At 48.1% G+C, this 12347-nt stretch carries 13 protein-coding genes; 2 read left to right on the forward strand and 11 right to left on the reverse strand.

Annotation, left to right across the window (positions count from 1 at the left end; genetic code table 11):
- Window positions 1–92: 92 nt before the first annotated feature.
- The 11 genes from LDL40_RS18305 to ccmA all read right to left on the reverse strand — a co-directional run bounded on the left by LDL40_RS18305 (window position 93) and on the right by ccmA (window position 9833).
- Complete coding sequence (locus LDL40_RS18305) at window positions 93–1079, reverse strand: kelch repeat-containing protein (RefSeq protein ID WP_300996923.1); 987 nt, start codon at window positions 1077–1079, stop codon at window positions 93–95.
- A gap of 71 nt (window positions 1080–1150) precedes the next feature.
- Entirely contained in the window at window positions 1151–2569 is a 1419-nt protein-coding gene (locus LDL40_RS18310) for a peptide MFS transporter (RefSeq protein ID WP_300996924.1), read from the reverse strand.
- A gap of 243 nt (window positions 2570–2812) precedes the next feature.
- Complete coding sequence (ccmI, locus tag LDL40_RS18315; protein ID WP_300996925.1) at window positions 2813–4027, reverse strand: c-type cytochrome biogenesis protein CcmI; 1215 nt, start codon at window positions 4025–4027, stop codon at window positions 2813–2815.
- On the reverse strand, window positions 4027–4497 hold the full coding sequence (locus LDL40_RS18320) for a cytochrome c-type biogenesis protein (RefSeq protein ID WP_300996926.1): 471 nt from the start codon (window positions 4495–4497) through the stop codon (window positions 4027–4029). Before LDL40_RS18320 ends, ccmI begins: the two co-directional genes overlap by 1 nt.
- A gap of 3 nt (window positions 4498–4500) precedes the next feature.
- Window positions 4501–5070, reverse strand: a complete 570-nt coding sequence (locus LDL40_RS18325) for a DsbE family thiol:disulfide interchange protein (RefSeq protein WP_300996927.1) — start codon at window positions 5068–5070, stop codon at window positions 4501–4503.
- Window positions 5063–7042 (reverse strand): heme lyase CcmF/NrfE family subunit, encoded by a 1980-nt coding sequence (locus LDL40_RS18330; protein ID WP_300996929.1) that lies wholly within the window; start codon window positions 7040–7042, stop codon window positions 5063–5065. Before LDL40_RS18330 ends, LDL40_RS18325 begins: the two co-directional genes overlap by 8 nt.
- Window positions 7039–7581, reverse strand: coding sequence for a cytochrome c maturation protein CcmE (gene ccmE / locus LDL40_RS18335; RefSeq protein ID WP_300996930.1), 543 nt, complete (start codon window positions 7579–7581; stop codon window positions 7039–7041). Before ccmE ends, LDL40_RS18330 begins: the two co-directional genes overlap by 4 nt.
- Window positions 7582–7782 carry a heme exporter protein CcmD gene (gene ccmD, locus LDL40_RS18340; RefSeq protein WP_300996931.1) on the reverse strand — a complete coding sequence of 67 codons (201 nt, stop codon included), beginning with the start codon at window positions 7780–7782 and terminating at the stop codon, window positions 7582–7584.
- The gene (locus LDL40_RS18345; RefSeq protein ID WP_300996932.1) at window positions 7782–8546 is read right to left on the reverse strand and encodes a heme ABC transporter permease; all 765 of its coding nucleotides are present in this window, start codon (window positions 8544–8546) and stop codon (window positions 7782–7784) included. The genes ccmD and LDL40_RS18345 overlap by 1 nt, the downstream gene beginning before the upstream one ends.
- 1 nt (window position 8547) lies before the next feature.
- Window positions 8548–9213, reverse strand: a complete 666-nt coding sequence (gene ccmB, locus LDL40_RS18350) for a heme exporter protein CcmB (RefSeq protein ID WP_300996933.1) — start codon at window positions 9211–9213, stop codon at window positions 8548–8550.
- Window positions 9207–9833: a cytochrome c biogenesis heme-transporting ATPase CcmA gene (ccmA, locus tag LDL40_RS18355; RefSeq protein ID WP_300996934.1), complete on the reverse strand. Its 627-nt coding sequence runs from the start codon at window positions 9831–9833 to the stop codon at window positions 9207–9209. Before ccmA ends, ccmB begins: the two co-directional genes overlap by 7 nt.
- Window positions 9834–9997: 164 nt before the next feature.
- On the opposite strand from ccmA, the gene LDL40_RS18360 reads away from it, so the two are divergent.
- Together LDL40_RS18360 and LDL40_RS18365 are read left to right on the forward strand one after the other, a co-directional pair.
- The gene (locus tag LDL40_RS18360) at window positions 9998–11896 is read left to right on the forward strand and encodes a hypothetical protein (protein WP_300996936.1); all 1899 of its coding nucleotides are present in this window, start codon (window positions 9998–10000) and stop codon (window positions 11894–11896) included.
- A gap of 9 nt (window positions 11897–11905) precedes the next feature.
- Entirely contained in the window at window positions 11906–12235 is a 330-nt protein-coding gene (locus LDL40_RS18365; RefSeq protein ID WP_300996938.1) for an EscU/YscU/HrcU family type III secretion system export apparatus switch protein, read from the forward strand.
- Window positions 12236–12347: the final 112 nt, after the last annotated feature.

Raw genomic sequence — 12347 nt, forward strand, 5'->3', positions numbered from 1 at the left:
ATGAATGTTCTCACTTACTTAATTTTTTGTATCACCTCTATGATTTTACTCATATTTTTGTGGGGATACCTCAGGATCTGACCCCATTTTTATTATTGCTTTAGGGAGACTTTTTCCAGCACAGCGCTGGTCTGCTTTAAACCAGCTTCTGTAGCGCCACCTATGACATAAACAGCATCATTCAATGTAACGGCCCCTAAGCCATGGCGCGGCACCGGCATTTCGCCTTGTTGCTGCCAGTTATTATCTTCAGGCGAATAAGACCACACCTTAGTGAACACACCTCCGCCCTGCTGAAAAAACTCACCACCAAAGAGTAAAATTTGCTGCTGCAGCGCTGCGGCCGCTAACCCGGCCTGAGCCTGGGGCATAGCTTTTTGAGTCAGCCAAAGTTGGCTTTTTTCGTCAAAGCTATACACCTGGTCGGAATTGCTCCCTTTCACCTGCCGCCCGCCAAACAGATAACCACGTCCCTTCAGCTGCAGACCTGCAGCACTGTTTTTTGCTTCTGGCAAAGCTGCAGCTTCTGTTGTGCTCAGGCTTTTCACATCAAATACCCAATGGATGGCCACATCAGTCTGATCCTGCCACTGTGCATTTGCAGTGGTAGCAGGAGCACGACCTGACACCAGATGTACTTTGTCTGCCCACACCCAGCTTATAGTTTCGCTTAAAGGCGCAGGTAAAGTCGCTACCTTTGTCCAGGCCTGGTGCTGGTCTAAACGCAAGACATCAGCACTGGCGCTCCAGTTGCCGCCCTTGGCCTGAACAAAGCCGCCAAACAAATACAATTGGTCAGCTACAGCCACCAATTGACCATGATGACGCCCTTCTGGCAAAGCGGGGCCAAAACGCCATTGATTTGTAGTTGGATTGTAGATCTGTACCTTAGCTGTCATTTGACCTTCTATCTTTGGTAACTCAGAACTCAGGCCACCGGCCACATAAATTTCGCCCCGAAACACAACCGGGTAAATCTCCTGTACAGGCAACAACAAATCCGCTTTTCTCTGCCACTCCAGACCTGCAGATACAAGCTGAAAACTTAAACAGCTGACTAGTAAACAGATAAACTTCATTTTTTTATTCCCCTCGGAAAAGAAAAAGGCCAGAGGATGTTCCGTCTGGCCTTTTTTGCTATTCGCAGTACTTAGCTTTGCGCGCGCTCTGCGCCATGCATCCAGCGTACTAAAGTACCGGACAAGATCCATAGCACCACAGCAAATACCACCAGTGCCACAGCTATACCACCAAACACAACCAGTAAACCAGCGTGTGCGGCCTGTACACCAAAGGATGCGGCAAATTCAACCACTGCCGGGTTATCGCCCGCCGTGTCTGAATAAGCACCAACAAAACCTGCCAGATAATGAGCCACCGCAGGCATCAGGAACCAGACACCCATAATAAGGGACGCCAGTTTGACCGGAGCCAATTTAGTCATTAATGACAAACCTACAGGAGAAATACAGAGCTCACCTAAGGTATGGAATAAGAAAGCCAAAGTTAACCACATCATGCTGGATTTCGCTGAAGGATTTACCTGCATCTCAAATACACCAACGATCAGGAATAGGAAACCGATAGAGGTTAACAACATACCAAATAAAATTTTGATAGGTGCGTCAGGCTGTTTATTCATCGCATTCAGTTTTACCCATAACCAGGCAAACACAGGGGCAAACATTAAAATAAACAGTGGGTTTAACGACTGGAACCAACCGGCAGGAACTTCAAAAGTGCCAACCATACGGTCGGTATGTTCAGAAGCAAACAAGCTCATCAGGCCACCAGCCTGTTCAAAAGCCAACCAGAACATAGTGACGAAAATAAACAGGAACAACACTACACGCAGACGATCAAATTCAATTTTGGTCAGAGGTGTTGGCGTACCTGCAGAACTGCGGGACAAAATACGGCCCGGAACTTTACCTAAATCACCCAGGTACTTTTGTGCAAACAATAATTGGATCACCACAGACAGGGTCATACCAATACCAGCCGCTAAATAACCATAACGCCAGCCGAAGGCATCGCTTTCACCTAAAGAAGACGTCACTAAAGGCGCAATAAAAGCTCCCAGGTTAATACCCATATAGAAAATGGTAAAACCGCCATCGCGACGGGCATCACCTTGCGGATACAAGTCACCTACTATGGCAGAGATATTTGGTTTAAATAAGCCGTTACCGGCGATGATAAAACCTAAACCTACATAAAACAGCGACATGCTGTGTGGTGTGGCAGCAAACAAAGTGTACTGACCAATGGCCATTAAAGCGCCACCCAAAATAATAGACTTACGTTGCCCCAACAGGTTGTCGGCTATCAAACCACCAAACAAAGTCGCGGCATAAACCAGACCTGTATAGTAACCATACAACAATAAGGCATCGCCATGGCTCAGGCCAAAACCAGGGTTACTAGATTCTGTGGCAGCGACTAAAGTCAGAATAAGTAAAGCGCGCATTCCGTAATAGGAAAAGCGTTCCCACATTTCTGTGGAAAAGAGCAGGAAGAGTCCTTTCGGATGACCAAATAAAGTCCCCGAAGCTGGAGGTTGATTCATAACGTGATCCTAGATTGTGGGTTTATTGTAATTATGGTTGAAGGTCATTGACTGACAGATGCAGACCAAAAATGGCAGGCCCAAACACCGGACAGACTTCTCAAAGTTGCCGTGTTATAGCCTATTGGGCATCAAATGAAAAGAGGCAAAGGGACAGAAGGACACAGCAAAAGGCCAGAGCATGACCTTTTGCTTATTTAATCAACAGTTTTACAGTTTTTTCTCTTGCAGCTTCAGTCTGAGTTAAGGCTGCAAACTCAGGCTCAGACTGAGTTTCGGCTCGCTAAAACTCAATACATCTGACTGCACTTGTGGTCCATTTTCGTCATTCAGAACCTGCCCTGACAAGGACAAACGAGCACTGATCTGAATACGCTCAGCATTGGCTAATGTCCAGCCAGGTTGCATGGCTTGAGCTTCACTCAGTTCTATAGTCTGAGTGCCGTTAAACACTGCCAGCTTTTGCACTGCCAAAGGTAAAGGAGGTCCATCTACAGCTTTGGCAAATACAAACAAAGTACCGGTTTTGTATTTCTCCGCCAGCTCTGGGCTAATGCTCAGTTGTACTGACACCTGACGCCCTGACACTATAGCAGCAGACTCTGCCCCCTGTTCCGGCGTTGAAGTCAGGCCTAGTTTTTGCTGTACCAGCGCATAACGTGGATCAGTTTTATCCAGCTTCGGCAATAACAATTGCCAGGCTTGCTGAGCTTGCTCTTTATCACCCCGCTCTTCAGCAACCATAGCTAACATCGACAAGGCGTCAGCATTCTCAGGTTCCTGTTGCAGTACTTTGGACAGGCTCAGGGCCGCCTTGGCCAGATTCTCTTCACCACTGCCAACCAGTAAAGCCTGACTGTAACTGATCAATACATTGACCCGGTTTGGTGTTAAAGCCAAAGCTTTCTCAAACGCTTCAATCGCATCATCCAGCATGCCTTTAGACAACCAGATACGGCCAATCACAAACCAGGCGACGGCATCATCCCCCTCTTTGCTGATCTTGGTGCGCAGAGCCAAAGCAAAGAGTTCAATTTCTTGTTCTGTTAAAGGTTCACCCTGATTTAACAGCGCCCGCTCACCATAGGTTGGTAACTGTTGCTGAGCAGTTTGCCAGTTTTGTAATTGAGTAAAATGCCCGGTCTGGCTGTATAACGCCAGAGTACCAACCAGAATGAAAGCCGTAGTCGCCAGCACCCAAGCCGTTGCCGGCCGCGCGGCAGACTGCTGAACTTGCTGTGATTGCAGGTACTGAGCCTTGAGTTCAGTGGCAGCCAGCACGAAGTCTTGCTCAGCTAATTCACCATTGTCACGGGCTTGAGATAACAACATCAGTTTATCTTCAAACTGTACCAGGGGGCTTAACTGCACTTCGACGCCTTTACGACGGAAGAACAATAATAAAACTAAAATAAGCACCAGCATCAAAGCTGCGGCAAAACTTAACGACATCAGCATCAGCTTTTTCTCCTGTACTGCTCAATCAGGTGGTCCAGTTGCTGCTCCAGTTGTCCCTGTGACTCTGTCACAGCCTCGTCAACCAGCTCAGCGTGGTCTGCTTTACGACGAGCTAACAACAGCAGTATTAGCCCCAACACCATCAGAGCTGGCAGTAACCATAAAATCAGTGTGAATTTATTCAGTGGTGGCTGGTAATGCACAAAATCACCATAACGGCTTTTCATATAATCCAGCACTTGTTGTTTGGTTTGGCCCTGCTGTACCAGCTCCAGGGTTTTATGGCGCATATCCACGGCCACTACCGCATTGGAATCGGCAATATTCTGGTTCTGACATTTTGGGCAACGTAACTCATGGGTCAGCTCTTTGAATAACGCTTGTTGCTCCGGGCTTTTAAACTCTATTAAGACCTGAGTCGCCTGAACTGAGCCTGTCAGCAACAGCAGGCTGAGAAAAAAGTATTTCATACCTTACTCCTGCATATTCTGATAAGCCGCCGCCAGCTTTTGCTGCCAGACTTGTGGGTTAATGTCACCTATATGATGCAACCGAATAACACCCTGAGCATCAATCAGGAAAGTTTCTGGCGCACCTGTTACCCCTAAATCAAAAATAAGGGTGCGGTCTTTATCCAGAATATTCCACTGATAGGGATTCCCCTGTTGTTCCAGCTTCAGTGCGACTTCCTGCTGTAAAGCCGCAAGGTCAAACACCTCACCAAAAGCAGCATCTGTCGGTTGCTGATAATACAAACCAACAATCATCACACCTTGTTCGCGCAGCTCCGTTAAATAGGCCAGCTCGGCATTACAGGTCACGCACCAGGTGCCCCAGACATTGAGTAAAAACGGCTTGCCTTTGACACTGTCCGGCGTCCAGATTTTTTCCGGCTGCTGCAAATCCGGCAGAGCAAAAGCTGGTAATGGCTGGTCCAGCACCGAAGATTCACGCTCCATAGGGTTGGAGAATAATCCACTGAATAAAAACACCGACAGACCAATAAAGAGTGCAAATGGGATAAAAAACGCCAGTTTACGCATCAGCTGTCTCCTTTGGTTCAGAGGTTGCTTTTGGCTCGGCCGACCGACGGCGGTAGCGTTTATCACACAAAGCGATCAGGCCTCCCAACGCCATCAGCAAACCGCCTAACCAAATCCAGCGCACAAAAGGCTTCACATATAAACTTAAAGCCCAGCTGTCATCATTCAACGATTCACCCAAGGCTACATACAAGTCACGGCTTAAACGGGCATGCACCGCAGCTTCAGTCATTACGCTGCGCTGCACAGTGTAAAAGCGTTTCTCAGCATGTAAATGCGTGACATAGTCGCCTTTGTAGCTGACATCCAGCTCAGCCGCTTCGCCTTTATAGTTAGGACCATTCAGTGGATAGACTTCCACCAGCCTAAACTGATAACCCGCCAGTTCTACCTGCTCACCGGCTTTCATCCTGACTTGTGTTTCTACACTGTAGGTTTTGGTCATAGCCACGCCTATCACCAGCACAGCAAAACCTATATGCGCCAGCGTCATACCAAAATGACTGGCATTGAGCTTGGTTAAACCTTGTTTGACAGAACCAAACTGCTGCAGTCGTTGCAACAATTCAAAAATAGCGGACGAACCAACCCAGGCACCCAACAACAAACCAAGCAAAGCCAAATTCGCCTGAATACTTTGCAGCGCCGCTAAAGTACCCAAAGCCAGAATTAAGGTGGCGATGGCGATTAAACTCATAGGTTTTAACAGTGGCTGCACTTGTTGTTGTTTCCAGCGCACCCAAGGACCTAAACCCAACAACAAGGCAAAAGGGATCACCAGGTAGTAAAACAACTGGTTAAAAAACGGCTCGCCTATAGAGATAGAACCTAACCCCAGCTCTTTGTGCACCAGCGGGAATAAAGTCCCCAACAGCACCACCAAAGTAGCAGTTAACAGGAAGATATTATTACCCCACAGCAGCACTTCGCGGGAAAACAACTCATAACGGGCCTGACTGCGGACCGAGTTCATCCTAAGCGCATACAGCAGCAAAGAACCGCCAACCACCACCAGTAAAAACGCCAGTAAATACAAACCACGGCTTGGGTCTGCTGCAAAAGAATGCACAGACACCAACACGCCTGAACGCACTAAAAAGGCGCCTAATAGACTTAACGAAAAGGCAGCTATCGCCAGCAGTACAGTCCAGGATTTAAAAGTGCCACGTTTTTCAGTCACTGCTAAAGAGTGAATAAGCGCAGTACCAACCAGCCAGGGCATAAAGGACGCATTTTCGACCGGGTCCCAGAACCACCAGCCGCCCCAGCCCAGTTCGTTATAAGCCCACCAACTGCCGAGCATAATACCCAGGGTTAAAAACAACCAGGCGGCTAAGGTCCAGGGTCTCGCCCAACGCGCCCAGGTGCTGTCAAATTTCCCGCCCATTAAAGCCGCTATCGCAAAAGCAAATGACACTGAAAAGCCGACATAGCCCATATACAACATAGGCGGATGGATAATCATGCCAAAGTCTTGCAACAGTGGATTTAGGTCACGGCCATCAACAGGGAAATACGGCAGGCTGCGCTCAAAAGGATTAGACATAAAAAGCACGAAGGCATAAAAACCAACGGCCACTAAGCCCATGACGCCTAAGATCCGGCCCTGGAACTGAAGGGGCAAACTACGGGAGAACATGGCAACAGCCGCTATCCAACCGGACAAGGTGAGCAACCACAACAACATCGACCCTTCATGGCCACCCCAAACCGCAGTTAAACGGTAATACCATGGCAATAAGGAGTTAGAGTTGGTGGCGACATAAACTACGGTAAAATCGTTCACCCAAAAGGCATAGGACAAAGCCCAGAACGAAAAAGCCGTCAGTAAAAATAATGCATAAGACAGTGGATTGCCCAGTTGCAATGCAGTTTGATGACCTTTAAAGCTGCCATACAAGGGCACTATAGCTAAAGCCAGCGAAATACAAAGCGCAAAAGTCAGCGCCAGTTGACCATATTCTGCAATCATGGCTGTTGACCTGCTGGTTTGCCCTGTTCTGGCGTTGCTGATTTGGGTTCTGCAGTGTCAGGTTGACCGTAGGACTGCATGTTTTTGGGTGCGACATGTTTAATGCCTTTGACGGCTTCCGCTACTTCCGGGGGCATATATTCTTCATCGTGTTTGGCTAACACTTCAGAGGCCAATATGGTCTTCTCATCAACTAGTACGCCTTGCGCTACTATGCCCTGCCCTTCCCGGAACAGATCCGGCAATATACCTTCGTATTCCACCGTGACTAATGGGCCAGTGTCGACCAGATCAAAGCTGACTTTCAGCGAATTCGGGTCACGACGTACTGAACCTTTTACCACCATACCACCAATACGCAGGCGCTGGCCTATTTGTGGTTTAACCTTGTCATCCCCCATGCCTTCAATCAACTGGCTTGGCGTGTAAAATAAATCAATATTTTGCTGTAACGCATACAACATCGCGCCTATGGCCCCACCTAACAACAACACAAAGGCCACTACGGCCGCTAAGCGTTTCTGACGTCTCGGATTCATCTACTTCTCACTCTCCTGATGTTGCCGCACCCGTTGCTCCCGCGCTGCTTTGGCGCAGATTTGTTGTTGTATTTGTTTATGTTGCCTTTTGCTGTACCACCACAGCCCCAGCATTAATGCGTACGTAGTTCCAAAAGATAACCAGACAAAAAGCGCGTAACCGCCCATAGCCCAAAATTCTGTCCAGGAATTAAACGCCATCAGTTCTGCTCCTTCTGAGTTGAATCCGCTTTTGAATCAAGTAACTGGCGAACCCAGGGTCTGTGCTGTTCAAAAATAAGGATCTGACTGCGCAAGCGTAAGCAGGTTAAGGCTGCCAGCAACAAGGCGAAACCTAAAATACTGATGAGCAAAGGCCATAACATCGATGGGTCTATCGACGGCTTAGCGAACTTGGTGATAGTAGCGCCCTGATGCAGCGTATTCCACCACTCCACCGAGAAGTGAATAATAGGTAAATTCACTACGCCAACTATCGCCAGCAAAGAAGCTACTTTGATGCCTCGGGCTGCTTCTGAAAATGCGCCTGATAAAGCAATCACACCTAAATATAAAAACAGCAGCACTAACTCAGAAGTTAAACGCGCATCCCAGACCCACCAGGTTCCCCACATCGGCTTACCCCAGGCGGCGCCGGTAAATAAGGCGATTGCCGTATAAACAGCACCTATGGGTGCTATGGCCAATACAGCCCATTGTGCCACCCGGATTTGCCAGACCAGCCCTATAAAAGCAGCAATAGCCATACTGCTGTATGCGCCCATAGACCAAATAGCGGAAGGTACGTGAATATAAATAATGCGGTAGCTGTCGCCCTGCTGATAATCTGCCGGACTAAAAGCCAGACCCCAGATATTGCCCAGCAACAGAGTAAATACAGCCAGAACCATCAGATAAGGCAATAAGCGGCCACACAGATGGTATAAAGTTTCAGGTTTGGCGTAAGGATCTAACCAACGGAACATACTACCCCACATTCATTCTCAGAGCCTGACGCACGGCCAGAGGCACCAGCGCTAAGGCAAATAATAAAAAAGCTAATAATACAGCCAACTGGCCTGTGTAAGGCAAAGCAGTAGCCGCGGCTTCCATAGCTCCACTGGCAAAAATCAGCAGTGGAATGTACAAAGGTAAAATAATCAGTGCCTGCAATATCCCGCCTTTATCAGCGGCCATTGTCAGAGCTGCACCAAGTACACTTAATAAACTTAATACGGGCGTACCCAACAATAGGGTCACTACTAACACCTGCCAGCTTTGCCAATCCAGCCCCAACAGCACAGCGATTAACGGCGACACCAGCACCAAAGGCACACCAGTGGATAACCAGTGACAGCAAATTTTTGCAGTCACATAACTAAATAAACCCTGGCGTCCGGCGACTAACTGCTCTATCACGCCAAAACGATAGTCATCTTTAAACAAACGTTCAGCAGATAGCAACACACTTAATAGTGCTGCTATCCACACCAGGCCTGGCGCTATTTGTTTTAGCATACCGGGTTCAGGGCCAATACCAAGCGGAAACAAGCTTAGTACCAATAAAAAGAACACCAATGGGTTCAGCCAGTCGGCTTTTTGCCGACCTAACAGCTGTAATTCTCGTTGAACCAAAGCACGCCACATCACCATCTGTACTCCAGTTCAAGGCTCTTCAGCTCTGGATAAGCCGCAGACAAGCTCTGATGACTGGTCAGCACTATGACGCCACCAGCGGCAAGATGCTGTAAAAAATGTTGTTCAAGTCTGGCAATCAGCTGCTGATCCAATGAAGTAAAGGGTTCGTCCAAAATCCACACCGGTTTATTGGTAAACCATAAACGTGCCAGAGACACCCGGCGCTGCTGGCCGGCAGAGAGCATAAAACAAGGAATATCTTCCAGACCGGCCAAGCCTAAGGAACCCAGCAACTGGTAAGGGTCGGCAAGCTGTTGATCGGTCAGTGCCGACCAGAAAGCCAGATTTTGCAGGGCCGTCAGTTGCGGGTGTATACCACTTTGGTGGCCGATAAAAAGTAATTGTTCAGCATAAAGCTCAGGCTGGGCAAAAAGAGGTTTACCATGGAATAAAATCTGACCGTCTTCAGGCAAAGTTAAACCCGCCAGCAGTCGCAATAGCGAACTTTTACCGGCACCGTTTTTTCCTTGTATATAAAGCACTTGCCCTGCACTTAACTGAAAATTTAAGTTTTCAAATAACACTCTGTCCTGACGGACACAGCTTAATGCTTCGGCGGCCAAAATTATCGACAAAGGGCAAACTCCCAAAAAAAGTCGCGGCATCTTAGCATATTGGTAATAGAATACGAATGAGCTATAACCTTGAAACTTTAGATATTAATGTTTCAGATCAAAGCCACAATGGCCGATAACCCTATGGCCTTGCACCTAATTATTACCAATGGACAGCAAAACCAGTGAACCAGATCACACTAGATAACGCGTTAAACAGCCTGAACAAAGGGTCTGTGCCCGCAGCTGTGTTACTGGAAGAACATAACTATCAGGCGCTGTTAAATATTGGCAGAGACGGTATGGGCCAGCTCAAGCTACAAACCCCGGCCGGTCTGGTCCTGATCCAGGATGCCAAACTCAATTTACCAGCACTGCAGGGCCAACTGATGGTGCAGCTCAGTCAGGCCTTATCGGGTCAGTTGCAGCTAAAGCTCAGTCAAAACGGCCCACCACCTATGCCGGTGCAACTGACACAACCCCAATTACAACAGCTGATCACTCAGCTCAATACGCAATTGTCCTCACAACTCACAGCGCAGTTGCAAACACAAACCAGCACTGAAGCCACTAAAAACTGGCAAGTTCAGGTTCAAATCCAACGCCAGGACCAGCAGTTAATAGTGCAATTGGGACAACAAAAAGTTCAGTTGCCTTTACCTGCACAGTTGCAAAGCTTGCCGGCCAGTCAATGGCTGGATGCTAAACTGCAACTCAAAGCCGGCCAGTTAAGCCTGGTGTTACCAAAAACACTACTCAGCCAAAGTTCAGAGCGACCAGTTGCGACTCAAACTAAAACCGAATTAGTGACCATACCGCTCAAAGATACAGCAGCGAACAACAAGCCCGCTTTGGCTACGCCCTCCCCGACAACTCAGCCAGCGCAGACAGCTGCTACAAAAGCCGGCCTCCAGGCAGCGGCGCCGCAAATCATTCCGCTGTCCCCTGCGGTGCAGCAGCGAATTTTACCTTTGGTACTGCCGCAGCTGACCAATGCCGCCAACGGTACAGTGCTAAGTTTAAACGAGTTAAAACAACTGCCTTTACCTGCTGCCACTAAACAACAACTGGCCGATCCGCAGTATCAGCTGCAGTTAACACCACAAGGACAGTTGCAACTAAAAGCTATTCCTGAACAGAAAACCATACTGATAGAGCAGCAACCCAAAGTGCTGCAACTGCAGAACGCCAAAGCGGAACAAAACCAGGCGAGCACCACAGCGAGCGAAGCGGTTAAAGTTGCCAAAATAATAGTGGAACCTGGTGTGCTGAATCAGGCCTGGCGGCAACTTCTGCCTATGCTAAATCCTGAATGGGATAATCTGGCCGAAGCGCCGGATCTGCCTGAACCCGTCAAAGCCATATTGCAACTGGTGCGACAAAGTCAGCCCGACGCCAGTAAATTATCAGGCCTGGCGCAACTACCAACCCAATTGCAGGCTCTATTGCAGTTTAGCCCGCTGCAAAACGTCACTATGCCACAAACCGCAGCCGGTACTTTGGCAGTGGCTATTCAGTTATTGCTGGGCCGTTTGGGCCAAAGTGTGCCGCAAAACGACAGAGGGCCAAACAAAGAGCATAAGCTCAAAGAGTTTGTTGCTCAGCTCGATCAAACTCAAAGCAGTCAGTTATTAAAACAACTGTCCAGCCAAAGTTCGTCGCTGCAACATGCGCAGTTATCCACGCTGGAACAGCAAAGCAAAGACTCAATGCAGCAAATTTTCTTAACTTTGCCTATTCAGAATCAACAGGTTTCAGACTTCTGCCAAATCGCTATTACCCAGCAGGACGAAGAACAGGAAAAAGGCAAAGGTAAAGCTGTGGCCTGGCAACTATCAATGAAGTTTGATTTAAAGCCACTGGGACAACTGCTGGCGATCAGCAAATTATCTGGCACTTCACTGGCGCTGCAGCTCTACACCGACACTCAGGCTCTACAATTATTGGCCGAAAAATACCTGCCACTGTTAAAGGACAGATGCAAAGCTCAGGGTATAGAAGTCACAGAAGCCCATTGTCAGTTAGGCAAGATCCCGGACAGTTTAATGCCCAAAACCACCAGCTTGCTGGCAATTCGGGTGTAGAGGATAGCAATGAACGATCAGACAAAAACACCCCATCCATTCGACACAGACGCCAGTGCTGTGGCGCTGGCTTATGATGGTAAAAATGCGCCACAAATAGTAGCCAAAGGCCATGGTGAACTGGCGCAGGATATTATAGCCACCGCCAGAGAACATGGCGTCTTAGTGCATGAAGACGAAGAGCTGGTCAAAGTACTGCAGCGGATAGAACTGGGCACAGACATTCCCAAAGAGTTATACATCATCATAGCCGAGCTGATTGCCTTCTCTTATGTGCTGCAGGGTAAATTCCCGGAAGAATGGCACAACATCCACCAGCGTATTGATTTAAAAAGTTAACAGGGTCAGAGCCTTGGCTCTAAAAATGGGGTCAGATCCTGAGGTATCCCCACAAAAATATGAGTAAAATCATAGAGGTGATACAAAAAATTAAGTAAGTGAGAACATTCAT

The sequence above is a fragment of the Rheinheimera sp. genome, from assembly GCF_020217005.1.
GTDB lineage: Bacteria > Pseudomonadota > Gammaproteobacteria > Enterobacterales > Alteromonadaceae > Pararheinheimera.

What these genes read in the sequence shown, in the direction of transcription:
- LDL40_RS18320 (WP_300996926.1), bottom strand. Translation starts at nt 4,497, where the DNA reads ATGAAATACTTTTTTCTCAGCCTGCTGTTGCTGACAGGCTCAGTTCAG.
- LDL40_RS18330 (WP_300996929.1), bottom strand. Translation starts at nt 7,042, where the DNA reads ATGATTGCAGAATATGGTCAACTGGCGCTGACTTTTGCGCTTTGTATT.
- LDL40_RS18310 (WP_300996924.1), bottom strand. Translation starts at nt 2,569, where the DNA reads ATGAATCAACCTCCAGCTTCGGGGACTTTATTTGGTCATCCGAAAGGA.
- ccmI (WP_300996925.1), bottom strand. Translation starts at nt 4,027, where the DNA reads ATGCTGATGTCGTTAAGTTTTGCCGCAGCTTTGATGCTGGTGCTTATT.
- LDL40_RS18345 (WP_300996932.1), bottom strand. Translation starts at nt 8,546, where the DNA reads ATGTTCCGTTGGTTAGATCCTTACGCCAAACCTGAAACTTTATACCAT.
- ccmE (WP_300996930.1), bottom strand. Translation starts at nt 7,581, where the DNA reads ATGAATCCGAGACGTCAGAAACGCTTAGCGGCCGTAGTGGCCTTTGTG.
- ccmB (WP_300996933.1), bottom strand. Translation starts at nt 9,213, where the DNA reads ATGGTGATGTGGCGTGCTTTGGTTCAACGAGAATTACAGCTGTTAGGT.
- LDL40_RS18325 (WP_300996927.1), bottom strand. Translation starts at nt 5,070, where the DNA reads ATGCGTAAACTGGCGTTTTTTATCCCATTTGCACTCTTTATTGGTCTG.
- LDL40_RS18365 (WP_300996938.1), top strand. Translation starts at nt 11,906, where the DNA reads ATGAACGATCAGACAAAAACACCCCATCCATTCGACACAGACGCCAGT.
- ccmD (WP_300996931.1), bottom strand. Translation starts at nt 7,782, where the DNA reads ATGGCGTTTAATTCCTGGACAGAATTTTGGGCTATGGGCGGTTACGCG.
- LDL40_RS18305 (WP_300996923.1), bottom strand. Translation starts at nt 1,079, where the DNA reads ATGAAGTTTATCTGTTTACTAGTCAGCTGTTTAAGTTTTCAGCTTGTA.